Source organism: Pseudomonas sp. NFPP25 (assembly GCF_900116505.1).
Lineage (GTDB): Bacteria > Pseudomonadota > Gammaproteobacteria > Pseudomonadales > Pseudomonadaceae > Aquipseudomonas > Aquipseudomonas protegens.
Map to the genome: position 1 here is coordinate 1,172,127 of NZ_FPBG01000001.1, position 25,996 is coordinate 1,198,122.

20 protein-coding genes are annotated in these 25,996 nt (G+C 66.5%); 11 read left to right on the plus strand and 9 right to left on the minus strand.

Features of this window, described 5'->3' with window-relative positions; translation table 11 throughout:
- The first annotated feature begins 251 nt into the window (after positions 1-251).
- The 11 genes from BM382_RS04850 to BM382_RS04900 all read left to right on the plus strand — a co-directional run bounded on the left by BM382_RS04850 (position 252) and on the right by BM382_RS04900 (position 12,055).
- Complete coding sequence (locus BM382_RS04850; RefSeq protein WP_239690389.1) at positions 252-2,213, plus strand: HAF repeat-containing protein; 1,962 nt, start codon at positions 252-254, stop codon at positions 2,211-2,213.
- Positions 2,214-2,341: 128 nt separating this feature from the next.
- The gene (locus tag BM382_RS04855) at positions 2,342-2,983 is read left to right on the plus strand and encodes a DUF1345 domain-containing protein (protein WP_011061020.1); all 642 of its coding nucleotides are present in this window, start codon (positions 2,342-2,344) and stop codon (positions 2,981-2,983) included.
- An 80-nt stretch (positions 2,984-3,063) separates the two neighbouring features.
- Entirely contained in the window at positions 3,064-3,903 is an 840-nt protein-coding gene (locus BM382_RS04860; RefSeq protein WP_015635414.1) for an AraC family transcriptional regulator, read from the plus strand.
- Between the two features lie 50 nt (positions 3,904-3,953).
- Positions 3,954-4,565, plus strand: coding sequence for a LysE family translocator (locus BM382_RS04865; RefSeq protein WP_072442065.1), 612 nt, complete (start codon positions 3,954-3,956; stop codon positions 4,563-4,565).
- 127 nt (positions 4,566-4,692) lie between these two features.
- Entirely contained in the window at positions 4,693-5,634 is a 942-nt protein-coding gene (locus BM382_RS04870) for a choline ABC transporter substrate-binding protein (protein WP_072442067.1), read from the plus strand.
- An 87-nt stretch (positions 5,635-5,721) separates the two neighbouring features.
- Positions 5,722-6,654 (plus strand): alpha/beta hydrolase, encoded by a 933-nt coding sequence (locus BM382_RS04875; protein WP_072442069.1) that lies wholly within the window; start codon positions 5,722-5,724, stop codon positions 6,652-6,654.
- 142 nt (positions 6,655-6,796) lie between these two features.
- The gene (locus BM382_RS04880) at positions 6,797-7,813 is read left to right on the plus strand and encodes a LacI family DNA-binding transcriptional regulator (RefSeq protein ID WP_072442071.1); all 1,017 of its coding nucleotides are present in this window, start codon (positions 6,797-6,799) and stop codon (positions 7,811-7,813) included.
- Between the two features lie 66 nt (positions 7,814-7,879).
- Positions 7,880-8,662 (plus strand): sugar phosphate isomerase/epimerase family protein, encoded by a 783-nt coding sequence (locus BM382_RS04885; RefSeq protein ID WP_072442074.1) that lies wholly within the window; start codon positions 7,880-7,882, stop codon positions 8,660-8,662.
- Positions 8,655-9,617 carry a sugar kinase gene (locus BM382_RS04890; protein ID WP_072442076.1) on the plus strand — a complete coding sequence of 321 codons (963 nt, stop codon included), beginning with the start codon at positions 8,655-8,657 and terminating at the stop codon, positions 9,615-9,617. The genes BM382_RS04885 and BM382_RS04890 overlap by 8 nt, the downstream gene beginning before the upstream one ends.
- 137 nt (positions 9,618-9,754) lie before the next feature.
- Positions 9,755-11,050, plus strand: coding sequence for an MFS transporter (locus BM382_RS04895; RefSeq protein ID WP_015635407.1), 1,296 nt, complete (start codon positions 9,755-9,757; stop codon positions 11,048-11,050).
- Positions 11,051-11,068: 18 nt separating this feature from the next.
- On the plus strand, positions 11,069-12,055 hold the full coding sequence (locus tag BM382_RS04900; protein ID WP_011061011.1) for a 2-hydroxyacid dehydrogenase: 987 nt from the start codon (positions 11,069-11,071) through the stop codon (positions 12,053-12,055).
- 499 nt (positions 12,056-12,554) lie between these two features.
- Here BM382_RS04900 and BM382_RS04905 read toward each other — a convergent pair whose 3' ends face one another.
- The 9 genes from BM382_RS04905 to BM382_RS04945 all read right to left on the minus strand — a co-directional run bounded on the left by BM382_RS04905 (position 12,555) and on the right by BM382_RS04945 (position 25,995).
- On the minus strand, positions 12,555-13,259 hold the full coding sequence (locus tag BM382_RS04905) for an NAD(P)H-dependent oxidoreductase (protein WP_072442079.1): 705 nt from the start codon (positions 13,257-13,259) through the stop codon (positions 12,555-12,557).
- Between the two features lie 9 nt (positions 13,260-13,268).
- Positions 13,269-14,477, minus strand: coding sequence for a pyridoxal phosphate-dependent aminotransferase (locus BM382_RS04910; RefSeq protein ID WP_072442081.1), 1,209 nt, complete (start codon positions 14,475-14,477; stop codon positions 13,269-13,271).
- 26 nt (positions 14,478-14,503) lie between these two features.
- The gene (locus BM382_RS04915; RefSeq protein ID WP_072442083.1) at positions 14,504-16,111 is read right to left on the minus strand and encodes a 5-guanidino-2-oxopentanoate decarboxylase; all 1,608 of its coding nucleotides are present in this window, start codon (positions 16,109-16,111) and stop codon (positions 14,504-14,506) included.
- 10 nt (positions 16,112-16,121) lie between these two features.
- A complete protein-coding gene (locus tag BM382_RS04920; RefSeq protein ID WP_019093509.1) occupies positions 16,122-18,221 on the minus strand; it encodes an acetate--CoA ligase family protein in 2,100 nt (699 codons plus the stop codon).
- Positions 18,222-18,242: 21 nt separating this feature from the next.
- A complete protein-coding gene (locus BM382_RS04925) occupies positions 18,243-19,403 on the minus strand; it encodes an acyl-CoA dehydrogenase family protein (protein ID WP_072442085.1) in 1,161 nt (386 codons plus the stop codon).
- Between the two features lie 218 nt (positions 19,404-19,621).
- Positions 19,622-20,413, minus strand: a complete 792-nt coding sequence (locus BM382_RS04930) for an enoyl-CoA hydratase/isomerase family protein (RefSeq protein WP_011061006.1) — start codon at positions 20,411-20,413, stop codon at positions 19,622-19,624.
- A gap of 920 nt (positions 20,414-21,333) precedes the next feature.
- Positions 21,334-22,737: an amino acid permease gene (locus tag BM382_RS04935; RefSeq protein ID WP_072442088.1), complete on the minus strand. Its 1,404-nt coding sequence runs from the start codon at positions 22,735-22,737 to the stop codon at positions 21,334-21,336.
- 208 nt (positions 22,738-22,945) lie between these two features.
- Positions 22,946-25,201, minus strand: a complete 2,256-nt coding sequence (locus BM382_RS04940; protein WP_072442090.1) for an ATP-binding protein — start codon at positions 25,199-25,201, stop codon at positions 22,946-22,948.
- On the minus strand, positions 25,198-25,995 hold the full coding sequence (locus BM382_RS04945; protein ID WP_072442092.1) for a substrate-binding periplasmic protein: 798 nt from the start codon (positions 25,993-25,995) through the stop codon (positions 25,198-25,200). Before BM382_RS04945 ends, BM382_RS04940 begins: the two co-directional genes overlap by 4 nt.
- Between the last annotated feature and the right edge of the window lies 1 nt (position 25,996).

Here is a 25,996-nt window from a genome sequence, read left to right on the forward strand (position 1 = left end):
TAACCCGACACATCAAATTCATATCCAACACAGCAATTAGTTAAACGCCCAGTTACTACCCGCATGTAAGCAAGACAACTTCGACTCACGCCATCGCGCCCCGCCCGGCCCTAAACCCCAAGCCATCCGGGCGTCACACCCTCATCGCTGCGTAAACCAAGCCTTTACCTCGGCAGTAGCCTGTTCGCCCATAAAAAAATTCCATTACTCAGGCCGCTGTAATCATTTACTTTATCGCCAGGTTCATTACATTGAAATCGCCTTTTGCAACAGCCGCACTAACACTGATCTATGGAATGATTTATTCAGCACAGTCCTGTGCCGACATTACTATCGACCTGAGTTCTTTAGGCGTTGATGACTCCGTCGCCTACGGTGTATCGGCTGACGGCCGTTTCATCGTCGGCACTGAGTTCACGAGCGGCAATCAATATGCGTTCAAGTACAGCGATGCGACCGGCATGGTCAATCTGGGCACACTGGGTGGCAATCAATCCCATGCCAAGGCCGTATCCGCTGACGGCAAGGTGGTCGTGGGGTTCGCCGCCCTCTCCAGTAACCACACTCACGCCTTCAAGCACACCGATGCAACCGGCATGGTCGACCTGGGCACGTTGAGTGGAGAGGGGATGTCAGAGGCGACAGGCGTATCGGCTGACGGCGCGGTTGTCGTAGGCTATTCGTCTGCAACCAATAGCTACTATCGTGCGTTCAAACACACCGACGCGAAGGGCATGATCGATCTGGGCACCCTGAAGGCGGACAACAGCGGCGTCTCCTTTGCCACCGCCGTGTCCGCGAACGGCAGCATCGTCGTGGGATACGCGAATATCGACTCCAGCACAGGCCTGAAACACGCCTTCAAGCACACCGACGCGAGCGGCATGATCGATCTGGGCACCCTGGGAGGGCAGACCTCACTGGCATTCGGCATCTCCGCTGACGGCCATGTTGTCGTGGGAACGGCCCAGACAGCTACAGGCGACACTCAAGCGTTCAAACACTCTGACACCACCGGCATGGTCGGCCTGGGCTCATGGGGTGGCCCTTCCTTTGCTTATGGCGCTTCTGCCGACGGTCGCGTCGTCGTGGGTACAGCTGCGACGGCCACTGGCGATCCCCATGCATTCCGGCACACCGATGCCAGCGGCATGGTCGACCTGGGCACCCTGGGTGGTGGAACGTCATCGGCGACCGGCGTCTCCGCTGACGGCAATGTTGTCGTGGGTATCAGCCTTACGGGCGAAGGTGCCACGCACGCCGCGCTATGGAAAATCACCGAAACAGGTTCCCACCTCATCGACCTGGACAACACCCGCACCGCCATGGCCAAGAACGCCAATCGGGCCTGGGGGATGCTCGATTTGCGCAGCGAACAACTGGCTCGATTGATGAGCCAGGAATGCCAGATCGACAGTGGCTCATTCTGTATCGGTGTAGGCCCAAGCTACAGCCGCAACGGCGTGGCCGGGCAGACCAGCATGAGCCTGACCCTGGGGGTTCGTCCCACCGAGCATCTGCGCCTTGGCGTCACCCTGGATCAGGACCTCGATCGGCAACTGCCGGACAACTACGCCAAGGCAGGGTCGGCAGCACCGGCGGTCGCCCTCTTCGCCGCCGTTGACGAAACAGGTCATGGGCTGGGTTGGCAGGGCCGTGTGGCCGCAGCCTATGTGTCTTCCAAGGTCGATATCACACGCGAACAACTGGCTTACACCGAGGCCGGCCAAGGACGTTCGAGCCTGCGCGGCAAGTCCTTGAGCATCGAAGGCGCCTACGGCGTGATGCTCAATGCAATGACCCTGACGCCGTATCTGGGCCTCAGCCAGACTCAGGTCAGCCGCCAGGGCTATCGTGAAAACAGCGGCGCGGTGTTTGCGGCCAGCTACGCGAAAATGGGCCGCACGACCACCAGCCTGAACCTCGGTGTGCGGGGCGCCAAAAAGCTCACCCGGCAGCTGGAACTCAGTGCCAACCTGGAACTGACCCAGGACCTGCGCAACAAGCGCGATGCCTTTCAAGCCCAAATGGAGTACCTGGGGCGCTACACCTACCAGGCCGGAAAACAGCACGACGCTCGCCTGGGGGCCGGCACGGGAGTGAGCTATGCCCTGAACGAACACAGCGCCGTGCATACGGGCGTGTTCTGGGCGCAGCAGCCAGGTGGCAGTGATGTGACCGGTATTCAGACAGCCTTCACTTACCAGTTCTGATAGCAGCCTGCCCCGCCGGCCTGAGTTCGAGGCCGGCCGGGGATGCGGGTGCACGTTCGCCATTGGGCGGGCCCGGGAGCCAGGCGCCATGCTAAGGTTTGGCCACTTCCACTCTCGCGAAAATGCCCATGTCCGTCGTCATCCGCACCCACCCCCGCTTGACCATCGGCGTCCTGATCGGCTGCGCCATTGGTCTGCTCGCTCCTGCCCAGACCCTGACCGGCAAGATCCTCATTGGCTGGAACGCCGCTGTCTGGAGCTACCTGGCACTGATGCTCTGGCTCACCGTTCGGGCCCGGGCCGATGAGGTCAGGCGCATCGCCGAAGCCGAGGATGAAAACGCCGGCCTGGTGCTGTTGATCGTCTGTGTGGCGGCCATCGCCAGCCTGGTGGCGATCACCCTGGAGCTGGTGGGCAGCAAGGACCTGGACAGCACCCAGCGCCTGGTCCACTACGGCTTCACCGGGCTGACGGTGATCGGCTCGTGGCTGCTGGTGGGGGTGATCTTCAGCCTGCACTACGCGCGCCTGTACTACACCTGGGACGGCAAGGAACCGGCGCTGCGCTTTGCCGAAGGCCCGACCAACCCGGACTACTGGGACTTCCTGTATTTCTCCTTCACCATCGGCGTGGCGGTGCAAACCTCGGACGTCGGCGTGGCCACCCGCGAGCTGCGCAAGATCGTCCTCGCCCAGTCGCTGATCGGTTTTCTGTTCAACACCGCGATCCTCGGTTTCTCGATCAATATCGCCGCCGGGCTGTTCAGTTGAGGCTGCACAAAACTTCTAGACCCCAGCCCTGGCACCGGCGTTAACTGCCAGGGTTGCCGCCACGCCCCACGGACCGCCCCATGACCACGCCCAACTGGATCGACCTGGCCCAGGATGCCGACACCGGCATCGAGACCCTGCGGGCCCATTTCACCGGCCACGCCTATGACCCGCACTGGCACGACAGCTACCTGGTGGGCGTCACCGAGCAAGGGGTGCAGCAGTTCAACTGCCGCCGGGCCCGGCACCAGAGCACGCCGGGCAAGGTGTTCCTGCTGGAACCGGGGGAAATCCACGACGGCGAGGCCCCCACCGAGGGCGGCTTTACCTACCGCATGCTGTACCTCGACCCGCAGTGGCTGGAGCGCGAACTGGGGGCGCTGTTCGCCGAGGCGCCGGCCAATGCCCAACTGGCATTCGGCAGTACCCTGGCCAGCGATCCGCGCCTGGCCCGCGCCACCAGCGCGGCCTTTCACAGCCTGCACCATGGCGAGTTGCGCATCGTCCGCCAGAGCGCCCTGGACCAGTTGCTGGAACAACTGACCGGGCACTTGCACTGGCGCCGGCGCTACGCCCAGGACCCGCGCCTGCCGCTGGTGGCGCAACGGGCCCGGGACTACCTGCATGCGCACCTGGCCCAGGACCTGAGCCTGGAAGCCCTGAGCCAGGCCTGCGGGGTCGACCGCTTTCGCCTCAGCCGCGCCTTCAAGGCCGCCTTCGGCCTGCCACCCCATGCCTACCTGGTGCAACTGCGCCTGAGTCGGGCACGCCGCCTGCTGGCCGGAGGCGCGGCGCCGGCCGAGGTCGCCACGGCCCTGGGCTTTGCCGACCAGAGCCACCTGGGGCGCTGGTTCATGCGTGCCTACGGGCTGAGCCCGGCGTTGTATCGCAAGCGCTGCACAAAGCTTCCAGACGCCTGAAAGCACCTGGGCCAGGATCAACTGCCGATCACTTACCGGAGTTGCCCGCCATGCCCCTGTCTCTCTCGACCCTGCTGCCCTTTGTGCTGTTTGCCTTCGTCGCCTCCATCACCCCGGGGCCGACCAATATCCTGGTGCTGAACAACAGCGCCCGCCATGGCCTGCGGGCGGCGCCGCCGATCATCCTCGGCGCGGCGCTGGCCGCGGCCGGGATCGTGCTGCTGGTGGGCGCCGGCCTGGGCGACTGGCTCGCCGGCAGGCCCAAGGTGCAGCAGGCCATGCAGTGGCTCGGGCTACTGTGGCTCAGCTACCTGGCCTGGCAGATCTGGCAGGCTCCGGCCAGCGTCCTGGATGCCAGTGCCGGGCAGCCTCGCCGCCTGGGGCTGGCCGGCGCCGCCGCGTTGCAACTGGTGAACCCCAAGACCTGGATGATGGCCCTGGCGGTGGTCAGCGTGTTCGCCGGTACCGAGGCCGACCGACAGTGGCGGGCGCTGTGGCTGTCCCTGGTGTTTTTCCTCATCGCCCTGCCGTGCCTGGGCGCCTGGGCACTGCTGGGGGCCGGTTCGGCGCGCTGGCTGCGCTCGCCCCAGGCGCTGCAGGCGTTCAATCGGGGCATGGCCCTGCTGTTGCTGGCATCCACCTGGATGAGCCTGTGGGCCTGAGGTCGCCACAGTGCAACGGGCGGTCGCTCCAGTGCCTTTGGCTCGGCACCGGGGCGCTGTAGGGTGGCGCACACGGCGCAACAAGACGCCGCCCCGAACAAAAACCACTGCCCCACGAGAGCCTCCGATGAAAACACCGTTCAAGCGTTGTTTCCTGGCCTGTTGCGCCAGCTTCCTGCTGAGTGCCCCGACCTGGGCCGCCGAGCCCGCCGCCTGCAAGACCGTGCGCATGGGCGTGGTCAACTGGACCGACGTGATCGCCACCAGCGCCATGGCCGACGTGCTGCTCGGCGGCCTGGGCTACGACAGCAAGCAGACCAGCGCGGTGCAGCAGATCATCTTCGCCGGCATTCGCGACCGGCGCCTGGACATCTTCCTCGGCTACTGGAAACCGGCCATGGACCAGAACATCGCGCCCTTCCTGGCCGCCGGGCAGGTCAGGGTCATGGCCCAGCCCAGCCTGGCCGATGCCCAGGCGACCCTGGCAGTGCCGGACTACGTGGCGCAAGCGGGCCTGAAGACCTTCGCCGACATCGCCCGCTTCAAGGAGCAGCTGGGGGGCAAGATCTACGGCATCGAACCCGGCAGCGGCGCCAATACCACGATCAAGACCATGATCGACACCGACCATTTCGGCCTCAAGGGCTTCAAGCTGATCGAGTCCGGCGAGGCCGGGATGCTGGCGGCGGTGCAGCGGGCGATCAACCGCAAGGAGTTCGTGGTGTTCGTCGGCTGGACCCCGCACCCGATGAACATCAACCTGGCCATCACCTACCTCACCGGCAGCGAGGACGTGTACGGGCCCAACGAAGGCGCGGCCACGGTGTCCACGGTGACCGCCCCGGACTATGCCGAGCGCTGCCCCAACGTCGACCGGCTGCTGAAGAACCTGAGCTTCACCGCAGCCCAGGAAAGCCAGCTGATGGTGCCCATCATGCAGCGCCAATCACCCCAGGAGGTGGCCCGGCAATGGTTGCGCGAGCATCCCGAGGACCTGCAGCGCTGGCTGGCGGGGGTGACCACCTTCGACGGCGGCGATGGCGTGGCAGCGGTCAAAGCGAGCCTGTAGCCACCCTCTGCAGGAACCGGCTTGCCGGCGCAGGCGGTCTCACGGGCCCTTCGCCGGCAAGCCGGCTCCCACACTCCAGGACTGTCCATGAACCATTACCCGCTTTCTGCCGAGCTGGCGGCCTTTGTCCAGCGAACCCTGAGCTACACCAGCGTCGACAGCAGCTTCCAGGGCCTGCGCGACAGCTACGAGCGCATGTGCCGGGCCTTCACCCCGCCTCGCCCTGCCGGGCTGGCGGTACAGGAGCTGCAACTTTCCGGGGTGCCACTGCGCCTGTATCACCCCGAGCGCCCGGCTGCGCCTTCGGGCTGGCCCTGGCTGTTGTACCTGCACGGCGGCGGCTGGGTGCTGGGGGGCCTGGACTCCCACGAGTTCATCACCGCCCGCTTGGCCAGCGAGCTGGGAATACTGGTGATCGCCGTGGACTACCGGCTGGCCCCGGAGCACCCGTTCCCCGCCGCCTTCGACGATTGCCTGGGGGTCTGGCGGGCCCTGGAACAAGGGCTGCTGCCCCTGCCACTGGACCCGCAGCGCCGGGTGCTGATGGGCGACAGCGCCGGCGGCAACCTGGCGGCAGCGCTGTGCCTGGCCCTGCGCGATGCCGGCGAACCCGGGCCGGCGGCCCAGGTGCTGGTCTACCCCGGCCTGGGTGGCGCCGCCAACCTGCCCTCGCGCAGCCAGTGCGCCGACGCGCCCTTGCTCAGCAGCAGCGACCTGGACTGTTTCCAGGCCCTGTACCTGCCCGGCCCGCAGCAGCGCTCGGCCTATGCCCGGCCGCTACTGGCGCAACAGTTCGCCGGCCTGCCCGCGGCCTTTATCGCCCTGGCACAGTTCGACCCGCTGCGCGATGACGGCGAGCGTTATCACCAGCACTTGCTCGCAGCCGGTGGGCAAAGCCAGCTGTACCCGGGCCTGGGGCTGGTGCACGGTTGCCTGCGTGCCAGGGGCCTGGCCCCTGAAGTGGATGCCCTGTACAGCGCCCTGCTGGCCTACCTGGAACAGCACCTGGGCCGCCCCTGAACGCGACCGTTGGTCAGCCACCGACCTGCGTGGATGCTATTTCCTGCCTCTGCACTATTGACGGCCGAAGCGCTTTTGCGGTTTCCTGAAACCGGTTTCAGCGCAACTGGAACCCATAATTCCAAAAACAAGGTCGTCGCCCGTGAATCAGTTTTCCGCCGCCCAGCGCAGCCGCGTCACCATGCTCGATGTCGCCCGCCGCGCCGGGGTCTCCAAGGCCAGCGTGTCGCGCTTTATCGGCGAGGACCGGGCCCTGCTCTCCGATGCCATTGCCCTGCGCATCGATCAGGCCATCAGCGAACTGGGCTACCGCCCGAACCAGATGGCCCGCGGCCTCAAGCGCGGGCGCACCCGCCTGATCGGCATGCTGGTGGCCGATATCCGCAACCCCTATTCGATTGCCGTGATGCATGGCGTGGAAACCGCCTGCCGCCAGCACGGCTACAGTCTGGTGGTGTGCAACACCGACCGCGACGACGAACAGGAAGCCAGGCACCTGGCCAACCTGCGGGCCTACAACATCGAAGGCCTGATCGTGAACACCCTGGGCCACCACCTGGAACAGTTGCAGCAATTGCAGGAAGAGATGCCCATGGTCCTGGTGGACCGCAAGCTCTCGCAGTTGCAGGCCGACCTGGTGGGCCTGGACAACCCGGCGGCGGTGCGCAGCGCCCTCGACCACCTGCAGCAGCAGGGCTATCGCGACCTGCTGCTGGTCAGCGAACCCCATGACGGCACCAGCTCGCGGCTGGAGCGCAGCGCCAGTTTCCAGGCCGAGATCGAGCGCCGTCCGGCCTTGCGCGGCCAACTGCTGGAAACCGGCAGCCACCTGACCAGCCAGCTGCAAGCCTTTCTCGCCGCCCCCGGCCCCGGGCCCAAGGCGCTGTTCTGCGCCAACGGCGTGGCGACCCTGGCCGCCACCCGTGCCCTGCGTGAGCTGGAGTGCCCGCTGTTCGAAGGCGTGGGCCTGATCGCCCTCGACGACCTGGACTGGTACCCCCTGGTGGGCAATGGCATCACGGCCCTGGCCCAGCCCACCGAAGCCATAGGCACCAGTGCCTTCGAATGCCTGCTCAAGCGCCTGCGGGGCGACGATTCCCCGGCGCGAGTGGTGGATTTTCCGGCGCAGTTGATCGTGCGCGGCTCCACCCGGTTGTAACAGTGGGGGCAAGGCCCACCACTTTTTTCTCGAACAAAAATGAAACCGGTTTCAGAGGTCAGGAACATGCAGCAATCCCCCGTATCCATCAGTTTGTCCAGCTACGGCGCAGACCTTGTGCGCGCACAGGGTCAGGCGCATTTCATTCCCCTGGTGGCCGCCGCCGGCGCGTCCTGCATCGAATGGCGCGAAGAACTGCTGACCCATGAGCAGCCCGCCGAGCTGGCCCGCAGCGCTGCGGAGCACGGCCTGGAAAGCGTGTTTTCCTCGCCCCTGGAGCTGTGGCAGGCCGAGCGCAGCGAGCCCAACCCGCAACTGAGCGCCACCTTGCAACGGGCCCGAGAGTTCGGCGCCAAGCGGCTCAAGGTGTCCCTCGGGCACTTTCGCGAACACCACGACCTGCGCAGCCTGGCCAGCCTGCTGTTTCGCCAGCCCCTGGCCCTGCTGGTGGAGAACGACCAGACCGCCCACGGCGGGCGCATCGAGCCGTTCCAGCGCTTTTTCAGCGCGGTAGAGGCGCTGAACCTGCCGCTGCGCATGACCTTCGACATCGGCAACTGGCAATGGCAGGAGCAATCGGCGCTCAACGCCGCGCGCCTGCTGGGCCGGCACGTGGCCTACGTGCACTGCAAGGCGGTGCGCCTGCGGGTCGACGGCAAGCTGGTGGCCATACCGCCCGGCGCCCCGGAGCTGCATCAATGGGAACAACTGCTGCGGCACATGACTCAAGGTATTACCCGGGCCGTGGAATACCCCTTGCAAGGCACCGACCTGCTGCAAGTGACCACCGAGCAGGTCAGCCTGCTGGCCCACCTTGGCCAATCGCGCCTGGAGCATGCAGATGCCTGATATCGATATCCTCTCGTTCGGCGAAACCATGGCGATGTTCGTTGCCGAACACGGCGGCGACCTGGCCCAGGTCCAGCACTTCCACAAGCGCATCGCCGGGGCCGACAGCAACGTGGCCATCGGCCTGGCACGCCTGGGCTTCAAGGTGGCCTGGCTGAGCCGGGTAGGCAACGACTCCCTGGGGCGCTTCGTGCTCGACACCCTGCGCGCCGAAGGCCTGGACTGCCGTTTCGTGCGCTGCGACCCGATCCATCCCACCGGCTTTCAGCTCAAGTCCCGGGAAGACGGCGGCGACGACCCGCGGGTCGAGTATTTCCGCCGCGGTTCGGCGGCCAGCCACCTGGCCATAGGCGACCTCGACCCGGCCCTGCTGCGGGCCCGCCACTTGCACGCCACCGGCATTCCCCCGGCGCTCTCGGACTCGGCCCGAGAGCTGTCCGGCCACCTGATGCACACCCAGCGCAGCGCCGGGCACAGCGTGTCGTTCGACCCCAACCTGCGCCCCGCCCTGTGGCCCAGCGAAGCGCTGATGATCCGCGAGATCAACCGGCTGGCGGCGCTGGCCCATTGGGTACTGCCGGGGCTCGCCGAAGGCCGCCTGCTCACCGGCCGCGACGACCCGGCGGACATCGCCGCCTTCTACCTGGACCAGGGCGCCGAAGCCGTGGTGATCAAGCTCGGCGCCCACGGCGCCTACTACCGCACCCAGCTGGATGCCGGCTTCGTCGAGGGCGTGCCGGTGGCCCAGGTGGTGGACACCGTAGGCGCCGGCGACGGCTTTGCCGTGGGCCTGATCAGCGCCCTGCTGGAAAGCCGCGGCATCCTCGAAGCGGTGCAGCGGGCCAACTGGATCGGCAGCCGCGCGGTGCAGAGCCGTGGCGATATGGAAGGCCTGCCCCTGCGCCACGAACTACCGGAGCACACGCCCAGCCTGAAAACCGCCAGCGCCCTGTAGGCGCTGGCTTGCCAGCGAAGACGCCCGCCCGGCGACACATGCCCCAAGGGCCCCTTCGCCGGCCAGCCGGCTCCTGCAGTGACCGAACACCACGAACCACCTGCTCCGACAAAAACAACAAGCTCAGGAGAACTTTCATGGACACGCTCAAACTCGCCACCCGCCGCTGGTGGTACATCATGCCCATCGTCTTCATCACCTACAGCCTGGCCTACCTGGACCGCGCCAACTACGGTTTCGCCGCGGCCTCGGGCATGGCCGACGACCTGCAGATCACCCCCGGCCTGTCCTCGCTGCTGGGGGCGCTGTTCTTCCTCGGCTATTTCTTTTTCCAGGTGCCCGGGGCGATCTACGCGCAAAAGCGCAGCGTGAAGAAGCTGATCTTCGTCAGCCTGATCCTCTGGGGCGGCCTGGCCACCCTCACCGGGATAGTCGCCAACGCCTACATGCTGATCGGCATCCGCTTCCTGCTGGGGGTGGTAGAGGCCGCGGTGATGCCGGCGATGCTGGTGTACCTGTGCCACTGGTTCACCCGCGCCGAACGCTCCCGGGCCAACACCTTCCTGATCCTCGGCAACCCGGTGACCATGCTCTGGATGTCGGTGGTCTCCGGCTACCTGGTGCAGCACTTCAGCTGGCGCTGGATGTTCATCATCGAAGGCCTGCCGGCGGTGATCTGGGCCTTTATCTGGTGGCGCCTGGCCGATGACCGGCCCAGCCAGGCGCAGTGGCTGAGCCAGGACGAAAAACGCGACCTGGAAAGCGCCCTGGCCGCCGAACAGCAAGGGATCAAGGCGGTGAAGAACTACGCCGAGGCGTTCCGCTCGCCCAAGGTGATCATCCTCGCCCTGCAATTCTTCTGCTGGAGCATCGGGGTCTACGGCTTTGTCCTGTGGCTGCCGTCGATCCTCAAGCACGGCGCGCAGATGGACATGGTGGAAGCCGGCTGGCTCTCGGCGCTGCCTTACCTGGCGGCGGTGATCGCCATGCTGGCGGTGTCCTGGGGCTCGGACCGCACCCAGAAGCGCAAGCGCTTCGTCTGGCCGCCGCTGCTGGTGGCGGCCATCGCTTTCTACGGTTCCTACCTGCTGGGGGCCGAGCACTTCTGGTGGTCCTACAGCCTGCTGGTGATCGCCGGGGCCTGCATGTACGCGCCCTACGGGCCGTTCTTCGCCATCGTCCCGGAGATCCTTCCGGCCAACGTCGCCGGTGGCGCCATGGCCCTGATCAACAGCATGGGCGCCCTGGGCTCCTTCGGCGGTTCCTACCTGGTGGGCTACCTGAACAGCGCCACCGGCTCCCCCGGCGCCTCCTACCTGCTGATGAGCGGCGCGCTGCTGCTCTCGGTACTGCTGACCCTGTTGCTCAAACCCGGTGCCGACCAGCCGCAGGCCAAGGCCCTGCCCCTGCGCCGGCGCCTGGCCCACCCTTGAAACGGTCTAGAGAACCCCATGAAAAAACACCTGGTGCTGTACAAGAAACTCTCCCCAACGCTGATGGCCCGCCTGCAGGAGCAGGCGCAGGTAACCCTGATCGAAACCCTCGACGCGGCGGGGCTGAATGCCCTGCGCCAGGCGCTGCCGAGCGCCGACGGGCTGCTGGGCGCCAGCCTGCGCCTGGACGCCGAACTGCTGGACCTGGCGCCCCGGTTGCGGGCGGTGGCCAGCGTTTCGGTGGGGGTCGACAACTATGACATCGACTACCTGACCCAGCGCCGCATCCTGCTCAGCAACACCCCCGACGTGCTCACCGAGACCACCGCCGACACCGGCTTCGCGCTGATCCTGGCGACCGCCCGGCGGGTGGTGGAACTGGCCAACCTGGTGCGCGCCGGGCAATGGCAGCGCAACATCGGGCCGGCGCACTTTGGCACGGATGTCCACGGCAAGACCCTGGGCATCATCGGCATGGGGCGCATCGGCGAAGCCCTGGCCCAGCGCGGGCATTTCGGCTTCGGCATGCCGCTGATCTACCACAGCACCCGGCCCAAGCCCGCGGTGGAGCAACGCTTCAATGCCCAGTACCGGAGCCTGGAGCAACTGCTTGAGGAAGCCGACTTCATCTGCCTGACCCTGCCCCTGACCGAACGCACCCAGGGCCTGATCGGCGCCCGGGAGTTCGCCCTGATGCGCCCCGAAAGCATCTTCATCAATATTTCCCGGGGCAAGGTGGTGGATGAAGCGGCGCTGATAGAAGCCCTGCAACAACGGCGGATTCGCGGCGCCGGGCTGGACGTCTTCGAGCGCGAGCCGCTGGACCACGACTCCCCGCTGCTGCAACTGCCCAACGTCGTGGCCACCCCGCACATCGGCTCGGCCACCCACGAAACCCGCGAAGCCATGGCCCGCTGCGCGGTGGACAACCTGCTGGCGGCCCTGGCCGGCCAGCGCCCACCGAACCTGGTCAACCCCGCGGCGTGGACCAGCCCGCGCCCCTAACGGCCAGCCTGCGCAGCGCCCCCGAAGAACTCCCTATCGCCGGGAATGCTCGTGTAGGAGCTGGCTTGCCAGCGAAGGCGGCCGCAAGAGCAGCGCAAGGCTCAAGGCCCTGTTCGCCGGCAAGCCGGCTCCTACGGAGGAAGACGTATCGCCGCGGACGCTCGTGTAGGAGCTGGCTTGCCAGCGATGGCGTCCGCAAGAGCAGCACAAGGCTCAAGGGCCTGTTCGCCGGCAAGCCGGCTCCTACCGAGGCAAACGTATCGCCGCGGACGCTCATGTAGGAGCTGGCTTGCCAGCGAAGGCGGCCGCAAGAGCAGCACAAGGCTCAAGGGCCTGTTCGCCGGCAAGCCGGCTCCTACGGAGGAAGGCGTATCGCCGCGGACGCTCGTGTAGGAGCTGGCTTGCCAGCGAAGGCGGCCGCAAGAGCAGCACAAGGCTCAAGGGTCTGTTCGCCGGCAAGCCGGCTCCTACGGAGGAAGGCGTATCGGCGGTGGGGATTTCAGGCCGGCAAGGGGTACAGGGCTTCATCGAACTGGTCCAGGCGCGGGAAAACCAGGGGCTGGTCGTCCGCCAGGTGCTGCAGGCGCTGGTGGTAGCTGTGCAGGAAGGCTTCGCGAGCCTCCTGGCTGATGTAGGGCACGTGCCAGGCCACGAAGGGTTCCAGCACGTCATAGCCGACATAGGCCAAAGTGCCGCGCAGCAGCGGGCGCAGCATGTCCTGCAGCGGGCCGTGAATCGCGCCTTCGCCGAACATGTGCTCGCGCCCGCCCAGGGTCAGGGTCACCAGAGCTTTCTTGCCCGCCAGCCCGCCCTGGTCATAGAAACGCTTGCCGCCATAACACACCCCCGACACCAGCACCCGGTCGATCCAGCCCTTGAGCATGGCCGGCACCGAGAACCAGAACACCGGGAAGTTGAGGATCAACAGGTCGGCCCACAGCAGCTTGTCCAGCTCGGCCTGGATATCCGCGGCAATGCTCTGGTTCTTCACCCCCAGGCGCTGTTCCAGGGCATACACCAGGTAGTCCGGGTTGTCCCGGGAGGCAAAATCCGCGGCGCTGGCCACCGGGTTCCAGTTCATCGCGTACAGGTCGCTGACCTGTACCTGGTGCCCCTGGGCCTCCAGGGTGCTGCGGGCCTGGTCACGCAAGGCGGCGGTGAAGGACTGCGGTTCGGGGTGGGCGTGGACGATCAACACATTCATGAAGCTTCCTCAGACAGGTTGCACAGTAACAGGGGCATCGCGTTCGGCCAGGCACTGCCGGGCGCACAAGGCGATGCGCCGGCAGGCTTCGCGCAGGTCATCCGCTTGCAGTACCAGCCCCAGGCGGATATGCCCGGCGGCGCTGGGGCCGAAGGCTTCGCCAGCCAGCACCGAGACGCCCTGCTCATCCAGCAGGCGCTCGCTGAAGGCCTGGGCGCTGAGCCCGGTGGCGCGGATATCGACCATGACGAACATGCCGCCATCGGGTTTCAACGGCCGGGCACCGGGGCAATCGGCCAGGCAGTCGCACACCAGGTCCCGGCGCTGGCGATAGGCCTGGGCCATCTCTTGCAGCTGCGGCAAGGGCTGTTCCAGGGCCACCACGGCGGCGTCCTGGATGAATTCCGGTGAGCCGTAGAGCATGCACAGGGCGAGGTTTTCCAGGTGCGCGGCCAGGGCCGTCGGCGCCACTACCCAGCCCAGGCGCCAGCCGGTCATGGCATGGGACTTGGACAGGCTGTTGAGGGTCGCGGTGCGCTCGGCCATGCCCGGCAGGCTGGCCGGGCTGACATGCTCGCCCTCGTACAGCAGCTCGCTGTAGACCTCGTCGCAGATCAGCCACAGGTCATGTTCGATGCACAGCGCCGCCAGGGCTTCCCAGGTGGACCGGGGGATACTGGCGCCCGTGGGGTTGTGCGGGCTGTTGAGCACCAGGGCCCGGGTCTTGCCGGTGATGCGCGCGGCCACCGCCTCGGGCTGTACCCGAAAGCCGTCCTCGGCCCGCACCGGCAGCGGCACCACCTGGGCATTGCAGGCGCCGAACACTGCTTCATAGGTGACGTACATCGGCTCGGCCACTATCACTTCGTCACCCGGGTCCAGCAGGCACTGGGCCACGCTGTACAGGGCGCACTGGGCACCGGCCAGCACCACCACCTGCTCGGCATCCACCACTTGCCCGCTGCGCTGCTGATGGCGGCGGGCGATGGCCTCGCGCAAGGCGCGCTTGCCGCGCACATCGGCGTAATGGGTGTGGCCGGCCTGCAGGCTGTCGATGGCCGCCTGGACGATGGGTTGCGGGGTGTCGAAATCCGGGTCGCCCACCGACAGCAACCAGACCTCTTCGCCGCGTTCGCGCTTGGCCAGGGCCCGGTAATGAATGTCCCAGGCGGCGGCGCCGTCTCCGGCAATACGTTGGGTCAGTCGAGAAAAACGCATGCACAAGCTCCAGGCAAAAGGGATGGTCAGCGCGCGCAGGCGTGCTTGAGTTCGATCAGGGTCAGGCCATTGCGGGCAAAGCCGCTGCGCAGCTCCTGCTGCAACTCATCGAGGCTGGCGGGCTGGCTGACGCTGCAACCAAAGGCCCGGGCCAGGGCGGCAAAATCCGGATTGCGCGGCAGCACGCCAATGGGCTCGATGTTCAGGTCCAGCATGTCGTCGCGGATCTGCCCCAGGGCGTCGTTGTTCCACAGCAGCACCACCAGCGGGCTGTCCAGCTCCTCCACCGCCGTGGCCAGTTCCTGCACCGTGTAGAGAAAACCGCCATCGCCCACCAGCACCAGCCCGGGACGCTCGGGGGCACCGAGCTTGGCGCCGATGCCCGCCGGCAAGCCGTAGCCCAGGGTGCCGTAGCCGGTGGGATGCAGCCAGCTGCGGGTGGCCCGGGTCGGGTACAGGTAGTTGCCGCTGTAGGCCAGCTGGGTCATGTCGCTGGCGATAAAGCCGTGCTCCGGCAGCTCGGCGGCAATGCGTTGCAGGATCGAGCGGTGAATCTGCTGCAAGGGCCCCTGCCCGTTCTGCACCGCCTGGCGCAGATCGGCCACCGCATGAATCGCCGCCGTGGCAGGCGTGACCTGTTGCTCCAAGGCCAGCAGCAGTGCGTCCAGGGTGGCGCGGGCATCGCCGTGCAAGGCCACCGAACACGGGTAGAAGTCATTGAACTTGCGCGGGTCGATATCCAGGCGCAGCAGCTCGCCGTTCAGCGGCAGGCGCTCGCGCCAATAGTCGGTGTCGGCCATCTCGGTGCCTACCGCCAGCACCACGTCGGCCTGACTGATCAACTGCCAGCCGGGCTCGACACACAAGGTCGCCCCGGCGTTCAGTGGAGCCTCGTCCGGCAGCAGGCCCTTGCCGGCAACGCTGCTGAAAAACACCGCGCCCAACCGGGTGCTCAGAGCCCGCAGTTGCTCGGCGGCGTGCAACGCGCCGCCACCGGCAATGATCATCGGCCGCTTGGCGTTGCGCAGTGTGTCCGCCGCTTGCTGGATATCTACCGCCGCAGCCGGACCGCGAGCGGGGCGTCGCCGCACTTCGCCGGTCCAGTCCCGGGCGACCTTGGCTGCCAGCACATCCAGGGGCACGCTGATGTGCACCGGGCGCGGACGCTCGCTGTCGAACACGGCAAAGGCCCGGGCGATCAGCTCCGGCAAATCTTCCGGGCTCAGGGCCAGGGCCGAAAAGGCGGTGATAGGCGCGGTAATCGCCCGCTGGTCCTGGGTTTCGTGCAGCGAGCCGCAGCCCTTGCCCAGGCTGGCGCTGTGGTTGACGCTGGAAATCACCAGCAGCGGGATCGAGTCGGCGTAGGCCTGGCCGATGGGGGTCGCGACGTTGGTCACCCCCGGGCCGCTGATGACGAAACACACCCCGGGCTTGCCGCTGACCCGGGCGTAACCGTCGGCCATGAAGCCCGCGCCCTGCTCGTGGCGGGTCAGCACATGGCGGATGCCGCTGCCGGGCAGCCCGCGGTACAGCTCCAGGGTGTGCACCCCGGGAATGCCGAACACCGTGTCGACGCCGTAGCCGGCTAGCAGCCGCACCAGGGCCTGGCCACCGGTCAAGGTCTGATCGTGCATGTCTCTCTCCTCAAGCCTGGCCAAGGCGAATCAACGCATCGACCGCGACGGTGCCCTGGGCACCGACCAACAATGGGTTCACATCCAGTTCCAGCAGTTGCCCGGCGTGTTCGCAGGCGTAGTCCGCCACCGCGCCGATGGCCGCCACCAGGGCCTCAAGATCGGCCTCGGGGCGCCCGCGAAAGCCTTGCAGCAAGGTAGCGCTGCGCAGGCTGAGCAAGGCCTGGCGGATCGCCCCTTCGGTGGTGGGCAGCAGCAGGCTGCGGCTGTCCTTGAGCAGTTCCACCAGCACCCCGCCGGCGCCGATCACCAGGGCCAGGCCGAAGTCGTTCTCACGCTTGATGCCGACAATCAGCTCCGCCAGGGGCGCCGCGGCCATGGGCTCCAGCAGGATCTGTTCAAAGGCCAGCCCCGGCGCATGCTCGGCAATCCGCGTGCGCATCAGCCGCAATGCGGCGCTCAGGGCTTCAGGGTCCTTGAGATTGAGGGCCACCGCCCCGGCCTCGGTCTTGTGCGGCAGCTCGGCGCTCACCGCCTTGAGCACCAGCGGGTAGCCAATGCCCGCCGCCGCGCTCAGGGCCTGTCCGGGGGTGGTCAACACGCCGTCCGGGATGCTCAGGCCGAAGCCGCGCAAAGCCTGCTTGGACTGCCACTCATCCAGCAGCACATGGCTGCCGTCCAAGGCTGCCGGACACAACGGCACCAGGGCCGACTCACCCAGGGCCAGCAGTGCCGGACGTCGCTGTTGATAGGCGACGATCCGGCCCCAGGCCGCCAGACCGTCCTCAACCCCTTGCAAGGCGGGAATGCCGTGGCCGTGCAAACGCTCGCGGGCGCTGGCCGGCAGCAGTTCAGGAAAGGCCGAAGTGACAAAACCACGCTTGCCGTGGCGTTGCAGCGCCGCGCAGAACAGCTCCAGCAGCAGGTCGCATTCCTTGCGCTCGCCGGTGAATTCGGCCGGGTAATCCAGCACCAGCATGGCGCTGTCGGCCTCGGTACGCAGCGCCGTGTCGAGCATGGCTTGCAAGGCCTGGGCATCGCCCCAGATCGCGGTGGTGAAATCCAGCGGGTTCACCAGATTGGCGTAGCCCGGCAGCACCTGGGCCAGCTCGGCGCATTGCCCGGCATCCAGCTTGGGCAACTGCAGGCCGTTGCGCTCGGCGTAGTCGGCGATCAGCCCGGCATCGCCCCCGGAACAGGCCAGGGCCATCAGCTGCGGGCCAGCTGGCAACTGGCCGCAGGAGGCGGCTTTCAAGGTTTCGACAAAACTCACCGGGCCGCTGACCCGGATCACCCCCAGGCGCTGGAACAGCGCGTCGTACAGCGCGTCCGATCCCGACAGCGAACTGGTGTGACTCAAGGCCAGCTCGGCACCGATCTGCGACACCCCGGTCTTCAGGGCGATGATGGGTATGCCCTTCTCCAGGGCTTTATGCGCCGCCCGGGCAAAACCCGGCACGTTCTTCAGGCCTTCCAGGTGCAGGCCGATGGCGGTCACCCGTGGTTCGTCCAGCAGCACGTCCATCAGCTCGGCAATGCCCAGCTGCGCCTGATTGCCCACCGACGCCATGTAGGCCACCGGCAGCGAGCGATCGCTCATGGACAGGTTGTAGGCAAAGTTGCCGCTCTGGGTCAGCACCGCCACACCGCGTTCCACGGGTTGACCGCCATGGGCCACCGGCCACAGCGCGGCGCTGTGCAGGTAGTCCAGCAGGCCGTAGCAGTTGGGGCCCAGCAGCGCCATGTCGCCCGCGGCCTGCAGTAATTGCTGTTGCAGGGCCTGGCCCTGGGCGCCGGTTTCGGCAAAGCCCGAGGCGTAACAGATCGCCCCGCCGGCGCCCTTGGCCGCCAGCGCCGCGACGCAGGTCAGGGTCAGCTCGCGGTTGGTGGCGACGAACACCGCATCCGGGCCGCAGGGCAGCTGTTCGATGCTGGCCACGCACGGCACGCCGTCGAGCTCGGCATGCTGCGGGTTGACCAGCCACATGGGCCCGGTAAAACCGCCTTCGGCGCAGCGCTTGAGGGCCCGGGCCATGCTGCGCCCACCGACGAAAGCCAGGTGCCTTGGGGCCAGCAGGCGCTTGAGATTGTCACGCAAAGTCTGGGACATGACGGCAATTCTCCAGGGCGCTCAGCGCATCAGCGGCCGCAGCAGTTCACGGGAAATGATGTGGCGCTGGATCTCCGAAGTGCCTTCCCAGATCCGCTCGATCCGCGCGTTGCGCCAGATGCGCTCCACCGGGCCTTCGTCCATCAGGCCCATGCCGCCGTAGATCTGCACCGCCTCGTCGGCCACCCGGCCCAGCACTTCACTGGCGAACAGCTTGGCCATGCCGGCCTCGCCATCGGTCATGCTGCCCTGGTCCATCTTCCAGGCGGTGTGCAGGGTCAACAGCTCGGCGGCGCGGATCTGCGTGGCCATGTCCGCCAGCTTGAACGACACCCCCTGGTAGCTGCCGATGGCCTGGCCGAACTGCTTGCGGTCCGCGGCCCATTGCAGGGAGGCATCCAGGGCGCGCTGGGCCTGCCCGACGCAGTTGGCGGCGACCATCACCCGCCCGGCGGTGAGCCAGGCGTTGGCCACTTCCCAGCCCTTGCCCACCTCCCCCAGCACCTTGGAAGCCGGTACCCGGCAGTCATCGAAGAACATCTCGAAGGTGTGGTAGCCGCGGTTGCTCACGCACTTGGGGCCACGGCGGATGGTCAGGCCCGGGGTGTCGCGGTCCACCAGGAACGAAGTCACCGCGTTGCGCTGGCGGCCGTTGTGCTCATAGGTGCCGGTGACCGCAAAGACAATGGCGAAATCCGCATGCCCGGCGTGGCTGATGAAGTGCTTGCTGCCGTTGAGCACGAAGTCGCCGCCGTCGCGCACGGCGCGGGTCTTGATCGCATTGGCGTCGGAGCCGGCCCCGGGTTCGGTCAGGGCGAAGCAGTCGACCTTGCGCCCTTGCACACAGGGCAGCAGGTAGTCGCCGATCTGCGAGCCGGTGCAGGCCATGAGGATTTTCGAAGGTCGGGCAACGAACACATGCAGGGCCCAGGAACACTTGGCCAGCTCACGCTCGATCAGCGCCTGGGACAGATAGTCCAGACCGCCGCCGCCGACTTCCTCGGGCATGTTGAAGGCATAGAAACCGGCGGCGATGGCCTTGCTGCGGATTTCCCCGGCGAGGTCGGCGCTGACCTCATCGGCGCGGTCCACCGCCTCTTCGTGGGGCAGCAACTCCTTGCTGACAAAACTGCGAACCGCGTCCACCAACATGTCTTGTTCTTGGCTGAGTTGGAAATTCATGGCGCTACCTGTGAGTGAGTGACGGTGCAAAAAAACCAGTGATCTAGCAGGACGATCTGGCGAAAAACACCGTCCCGTAGGAGCCAGCTTTCTGGCGAACGGGCCCTTGAATCAGGCGCTGTTCTTGCGGGCGCCTTCGCCGGCAAGCCGGCTCCTACAAAATGGGCACATGGCCCAGGGGCCCTTTCGCCGGCAAGCGGAACGCCGCCCGACCGCCCCTACAACCCTTGGAAACGTGGCGGGCGTTTTTCGCTGACGGCACGCAGGGCTTCGGCGCCGTCGGCGCTGCGCCCGCAGAGCAGGCCGGCGGCCAGTTCGGCGGCCAGTTGCTGCGCCAGGCTGCGGTCGGCGCCCTGGCGGATCAGCTTCTTGGTCTGGGCAAAGGCGAAGGTCGGGCCCGTGGCCAGGCGCGCCGCCAGCTCGCTGACGCTGCCGATCAGTTGCTCGTCGGCGCACACCTCGCCGACCAAACCGGCGGCCAGGGCGCGTTCGGCGCTCCACAGCTCATCGAGGAACAGCAGGCGCTTGGCCTGTTCGCTGCCGATCAAGCGCGGCAGGTGCCAGCTGGCCCCGGCGTCCGGCGAGTAGGCCATGCTGGTGTAGCCGGCCTTGAAGCGCGCCGACTGCCCCGCCACCCGCAGGTCGCAGCACAGCGCCAGGTCCATGCCACCGCCCACCGCCGTGCCGTTGATGGCGGCGATGGTGGGTTTGTCCAGGCTGTGCAGGCAGGTCATCAAGGCGTGGGCGGTTTCGGTCCAGCCGTAGCTTTCCAGGGCGCCCCGGGCCTCGGCTTCGGCCCATTCCGCCAGATCGGCCCCGGCGCAGAAACTGCGGCCGCTGCCGGTCAGCACCAGCACCCGTACCGCCGGGTCACTGTTGCAGTGCTCCAGCAAGGCATGCAGTTGCTTGAGGGTGGGGATGTCCAGGGCATTGCGTTGCTCCGGGCGGTTGAGGGTGATCCAGGCTACGCCGGCTTCGACCCGGCTGAGCAGCGACGATGAAGGGGTCATGTGCGTCCTCGAATTATTGTGGTTGGCGTGAGGGAGGTGACGTGAGCGCCATACTAAACGAGTGTTCAACAAGGCGGCAATTGGTTGATCGAGGCCAATCCTCATTCCGGAAAACACACATAACTTATTGTTTTAAATAAACATTAATCAGATTCAATCGTTGCTTCGGGCGCCTCTGTTACAACTTCGAACAACCGCCTACAACCTCCCGCGCGGGCTCTGTAGCCGCTGCCGAGCCTGCGAGGCTGCGCAAAGGACCGCAGGGCCTTGCTTGGCGGTCCTCAGGCAGACCCTGGGCGCCTTCAAGACCGCCGCGTCTCCTGCGTCGGCATGTCGCCCAAGCCGCTCGCAGCCTGCGGCAGCGGCTACAGGGAGTTGCGGTGGTTGCCCCCGTGGGCGCAGGCCCTGGCGATGCAAGGCTTGCGGGCCTCTTCGCCGGCAAGCCGGCTCCTACGAAAAGCGCGTAAAACGCGCTTGGCTTTTGATCTTGCTCTTGATCTTGATCTTGATCTTCAGGCCCCTTCCCAGCCGGCCGAGCGTAGGCGTTGCGTAGGGGGCAGCTCGGCAGGGATGCCGAGCTAGCCGCCACCCGGCCATGGATGGCCGGTTGGCGGCGGCCCCCGGAGCAATGCCGGAGAGAGGGAACCCCGAGCCCTAGCGAGGGGCCCATGGAGGGGCAAGCGTTTTTGCTTACTTTTTTGGCGTTTGAAAAAAGTGAGTCGCTGTAAGAGCGAAACCGCCAGTGGCCGCACCCGCAGCAACGGATATGTACCCCGTCAACCTCGCTGTAAAGGCGAAACCACCAGCGGCCATGACCGCAGGAATGAATATCTACCCCGTCCCTCTAGCCGCAAACGCCGGCAAAGGCGTCCGCCCAGGCGCTGCATGTCTCCCGGGCCCCTTCGCCGGCAAGCCGGCTCCTACACAGCGGCTGCAGGTTGCAATTGGCGTTTGCGTTGCATCAGGTAGTAAGCGCCATAGCACAGGGCGATAAAGCCCGACCCCCAGTACAGCGACGGACGCTGGGTTTCATCCAGGGCCAGGAACACGAACAGCGAACTGCACAGGACGATGCACAGCAGCGGCACCAGAGGGAACCAGGGCGCGCGGTACTTGAGCTGCTCCAGTTGCCCGCCTTCGCGCAGGAACTGGCGACGGAAGCGGTACTGGGCCAGGGCGATGACGATCCAGGTCACGGTGCCGGCCATGCCGCTCACCGCCATCAGCACCATGAACAGGGTGTCGGCGGCGATGAAGCTGGTCATCAGCGAGATCAGGGCAAAACACAGGGTGATGAACAGGGCGCGCAGGGGGACGCCTTGTTTGCTCAGGGGCGACAGGGCCTTGGGCGCCATGCCGGATTTGGACATGGCCCAGAGGATGCGCGTGGAGGCATACAGCCCGGAGTTGCCCACCGAAAGAATCGCCGTGAGGATCACGAAGTTCATCAGGTCGGCGGCGTAGGGAATGCCCACCATGTCGAATACCTGGACGAAGGGGCTCTCCACCAGCCCGGCCTGCTGCCAGGGAATGATCGCCGCCAGCACCATCACCGCCAGCACGTAGAAGATCAGCACGCGAAACACCACGTTGCGTACGGCGCGCGGAATGCTTTTTTCCGGCTGGTCGGTTTCACCGGCAGCCACGCCCATGATCTCGCAGCCCTGGAAGGCGTAGACCACGGTCATCATCACCGCGAACACCGCCGGCAGGCCGTTGGGGAACAGGGAGTCGCCCTTGAGGTTGTCGAACATCGGCGCCGGGGCGCCGCTGGGCAGGTCGATGACGCCGAAGATCACCAGCGCGCCCACCACGATAAAGCTCAGGATCGCCAGCACCTTGACCCCGGCGAACCAGTATTCGGCCTCGCCAAAGGCCCGGGTGGCCAGGGCGTTGATGCCGAACAGCAAGGCCACGAACAGCGCCGACCAGTACCAGACCGGCACCCCGGGAAACCAGCGCTGCATCAGCATGCCGGCGGCGGTGAACTCCAGGCCCACGGTGGTGGCCCAGCTCATCCAGTAGACCCAGCCGATCATGAAGCCGGTGGCCGGGCCGATGTACTTGGTGGCGTGGGCCTGGAACGAGCCGGACACCGGCATCTGCACCGACAGCTCGCCCAGGCAGACCATTACCAGGTACATCAGGAAGCCGGCCACCAGGTAGGAGAGGATCGCCCCCCAGGGCCCGCCCTGGTTGATGGTGACTCCGGAGCCCATGAACAGCCCGGTGCCGATCACGCCGCCCAGGGACAGCATGAAAATGTGCCGGCTCTTCAGCGAGCGCGTCAGTTGGATGCCTTTGCGTTCAGTACTGGTCGTCATGGTGCACCTCAGCAGTCGGTGAGGCGCAGGGCGCGGGGCGATGGGACGGGACGTGGGGCACAAGCAGCTTGCAGGCAGTTCATTATTATTATCTCCAATAAGCTTCGAAGGCCGCGGCGGGCGCGGCTGAAGCGATTATTGGAAAGCCATGTAAGTTCGGGTTGAAGCAAAAGATCGAAGATGTAAAAAGTCGTAAGGATTTTGTACGTCAGGCCGCCAGCAAGCGCTGCAGCAAGGCCCGAGACTCTTGCCAGGACCGCTGCAGCCTCGCCGCCAGGGACGCCAGAGCCGGGCGATCCGCCTGCTGCGCCGCCTCCTCCAACTCCCGCAGCACCCGGGCCAGCGCGCAAAACCCCAGGGAGTCGGCACTGCCCGCCAGCCGATGGGCCAGGTGCAGGACCTCGGTGCAGTCTTCGGCGGCCAGGGCGTCGGCCAACAGTGGTTGTTGCTGATCCAGGGCATCGGCCAGGATCTGGAGCAGGTCCTGCAACTTCTGCTCGCCCAACAGACTGCGATGAGTGTCCAGCAAGCCCTGGTCGAGCAAGCCTTGCGGGGCCTGCAACGGCGGTGGCTGCAGTTGCCCGGCCAGCGCCTGACGCAGGCTGGCCAACTGCAACGGCTTGCCGAGAATGCCTTGCATCCCGGCCTGCAGATAACTGCGCACCACAGACGGCTGGACGCTGGCGGTCAGGGCGAAGATCCGCACCTGCCGATTGGGCCCGGGGCGGCGGCGGATGTCCCGGCACAACTCGACCCCGCTGATGCCGGGCAGGTGCACATCCAGCAGCAACAGGTCGAAGGCTTGCTGCCGGCACAGGGCCAGGGCCGTTTCACCGTCTTGCGCCAGCCACACCTGATGGCCGTCACGCTGCAGCAGGCCGCTGGCCACTTCGCGGTTGAGGGCCACGTCTTCGACCACCAGGATCTTCAAACCCTGCGCCGGCACCTGAAGCTGTGGCGACGGCAAAGGCTCTTGACCCACCCCCAGCACCAGCTCGAACCAGAAACAACTGCCCTGCCCCAGCTCACTGTCGACGCCGATGCGTCCGTCCAGTTGCTGCAGCAAGTGTTTGCAGATCGCCAGCCCGAGGCCAGTGCCGCCATAGCGGCGGCTGACTTCATCACTGGCCTGGACGAAACGCTCGAAGATCTTTTCGCGCATCGACGCGGCAATGCCGATGCCGTTGTCGCGCACGCAGCAGCGCAGGCGCTGGCCCTCGGCGGCGCTGTGCAGCACCTGCACTTCGACCCGCACCCAGCCGTCTTCGGTAAAACGAATGGCGTTGGCCAGCAGGTTGCTCAGCACCTGGCGCAGGTACTGTTCGGCGCCCTGCTGGCGCGGTGCCAGTTGTTCGTCGATGTGCAATTCCAGGCGGGTGCGGTTGGCCTCGGCCCGGGGCTGCAACAAGGTGGTGACTTCTTCCAGCAACTGACGCAGGGAGAAGTCCCGCACTTCCGGGCGGCTTTCGCCCTCCTCCAACCGGGCAAAGGACAGCACTTCGTTGAGGATGCTCAGTAGCCCCTCCCCGGCCTGGTGCAGGGCCTGCAAGCGCTGGCGATCCTGGCTGCCCAGGGGCGCCGAACGCAGCAGTTCGGCCATGCCGAGGATGCCGTTCAAGGGGGTGCGCAGTTCATGGCTCATGGTCGCCAGAAAGCGCGACTTGGCGAGGTTCGCGGCTTCGGCCTCGTCCTTGGCGTGCATCAGGCTGGCGGTGCGGCGCTGGACCATTTTCTGCAATTCATCGCGCTTGTCCTGCAAGGCCAGGCGGTCGGCTTCGCGGCGCTGCACATCATCGAGCACCGCCCGGCGCATGTCGTCCAGGGCCCGGGCCACGGTGTCGATCTCGTCGCCATCCGGGCGCTGGCGCTTGTCCAGGTGCAAGGGCTCGTGCAGCTCGCCGGCCGCCACGCGCCGGGCGAAATCGGCCATCACTTGCAGGTGCCGGGTCACCAGGCGGTAGAACAGCCCGGACAAGGCCACCGCCAGCCCGCAGAGAAACACGCTCATCCACAACAGGCTGGCCAGCCCGGTGGCGTACAGGCGCCGGTACACCGCCCCCAGATCGGTGCTGACCTGCAACTCGCCTAACTGGCGCAGCGGCCCGGACGGCGGCTGGTAGCTCAGGGGGAAACGCTCGACCCGCAGCGGCCCGATCAGCTCGGCACTGCCCTGCTGCAAGTCGAAATCGTTGCTGATCAGGTGCACCCGGGCCACATCGGAAAAGTCCACCAGCCCCTGCAACTGCACGGTCAGCTGCTCCTGGTTGAGGTCCCACAGGTTGCGTTCCAGGCTGCCCAGGTAACCGGCGCGGATCAGCTCCATGCGGCTGTCGATGTCGCGCATTTCCCGGCGGTATTCGAAGTACAGCTGCACGCTGCTGGCGAGCACGGTGAAGCACAGGCTGAACAGCAGGATAAACAGCAACAGACGGCGCAACAGGCCGCTGGGCCGCAGCGCAATCATGGCCGGCCCTCCACCTGGGCCTTGAGCATGGCGCGGTAGCCGTCCTGGCTTTGCGCCAGCCAGCGCTGGATCGCCCCGCTGTCCACCTGGCGCTGCAACTGGGTGTCGATCTCGGCCATGCGCGCCGCCAGGGGCGAGTGGCGCGACACCGCCAGGCGCAGGTAGTCGACGCTCACCGCCTGGGGCAAGGCGATGATGTCCTGGGCCCCCGGCAATTGCTCGATGAACAGCTGCCCGGTGCGGCGTTCATGGGGGATGAAATCGATGCGCTGGCGGATCAGCTTGCCGAAATTCTGCTGGCTGCTGGAGACCCATTCGATATTGCCGTGCTGCACCACTTCGCGGTCGAAATCCTGGCCGTAGCTCTCGCCGAACAGCAGGCCGCCGCGGTAGGCGGTCAGGTCCTGCAAGTGGGTAAAACTCGGAAGGTTGCGGCGGTTGACGAACAGCGCCACCTCCTCACGCAGCACCGGCACCCGGGAAAACAACAGGTCCTGCTGGCGCTGGCCGGTGCTGTAGGCCAGCACCACATCCACCCGGCCCGCTGCGGCGTCCAGCAGGCAGCGCTTCCAGTTGCCCAGCACCACCACCTGCACCTGATAGCCCAGGTCCCCCAGCACCTGGCGCACCACCGTCGGTGCCAGGCCACGCACCTGGCTGCCGTCGCTCCAGGAAATCGGCGGGTACACCGGGTAGTCGCAATAACGCAGCACGGGCTGGGGCTCGGCCCAGGTCGCGCCGGCCAGCGGGATCAGGCACAGGCCCAGGCACAGCACCAGCGCGCGAAGCAGCAAT

Coding starts and splice junctions, on each gene's coding strand:
- BM382_RS04910 (WP_072442081.1), bottom strand. CDS start 14,477: ATGCGTTTTTCTCGACTGACCCAACGTATTGCCGGAGACGGCGCCGCC.
- BM382_RS04935 (WP_072442088.1), bottom strand. CDS start 22,737: ATGACGACCAGTACTGAACGCAAAGGCATCCAACTGACGCGCTCGCTG.
- BM382_RS04940 (WP_072442090.1), bottom strand. CDS start 25,201: ATGATTGCGCTGCGGCCCAGCGGCCTGTTGCGCCGTCTGTTGCTGTTT.
- BM382_RS04875 (WP_072442069.1), top strand. CDS start 5,722: ATGAACCATTACCCGCTTTCTGCCGAGCTGGCGGCCTTTGTCCAGCGA.
- BM382_RS04925 (WP_072442085.1), bottom strand. CDS start 19,403: ATGAATTTCCAACTCAGCCAAGAACAAGACATGTTGGTGGACGCGGTT.
- BM382_RS04855 (WP_011061020.1), top strand. CDS start 2,342: ATGTCCGTCGTCATCCGCACCCACCCCCGCTTGACCATCGGCGTCCTG.
- BM382_RS04930 (WP_011061006.1), bottom strand. CDS start 20,413: ATGACCCCTTCATCGTCGCTGCTCAGCCGGGTCGAAGCCGGCGTAGCC.
- BM382_RS04890 (WP_072442076.1), top strand. CDS start 8,655: ATGCCTGATATCGATATCCTCTCGTTCGGCGAAACCATGGCGATGTTC.
- BM382_RS04920 (WP_019093509.1), bottom strand. CDS start 18,221: ATGTCCCAGACTTTGCGTGACAATCTCAAGCGCCTGCTGGCCCCAAGG.
- BM382_RS04860 (WP_015635414.1), top strand. CDS start 3,064: ATGACCACGCCCAACTGGATCGACCTGGCCCAGGATGCCGACACCGGC.
- BM382_RS04905 (WP_072442079.1), bottom strand. CDS start 13,259: ATGAATGTGTTGATCGTCCACGCCCACCCCGAACCGCAGTCCTTCACC.
- BM382_RS04915 (WP_072442083.1), bottom strand. CDS start 16,111: ATGCACGATCAGACCTTGACCGGTGGCCAGGCCCTGGTGCGGCTGCTA.
- BM382_RS04895 (WP_015635407.1), top strand. CDS start 9,755: ATGGACACGCTCAAACTCGCCACCCGCCGCTGGTGGTACATCATGCCC.
- BM382_RS04900 (WP_011061011.1), top strand. CDS start 11,069: ATGAAAAAACACCTGGTGCTGTACAAGAAACTCTCCCCAACGCTGATG.
- BM382_RS04885 (WP_072442074.1), top strand. CDS start 7,880: ATGCAGCAATCCCCCGTATCCATCAGTTTGTCCAGCTACGGCGCAGAC.
- BM382_RS04870 (WP_072442067.1), top strand. CDS start 4,693: ATGAAAACACCGTTCAAGCGTTGTTTCCTGGCCTGTTGCGCCAGCTTC.
- BM382_RS04865 (WP_072442065.1), top strand. CDS start 3,954: ATGCCCCTGTCTCTCTCGACCCTGCTGCCCTTTGTGCTGTTTGCCTTC.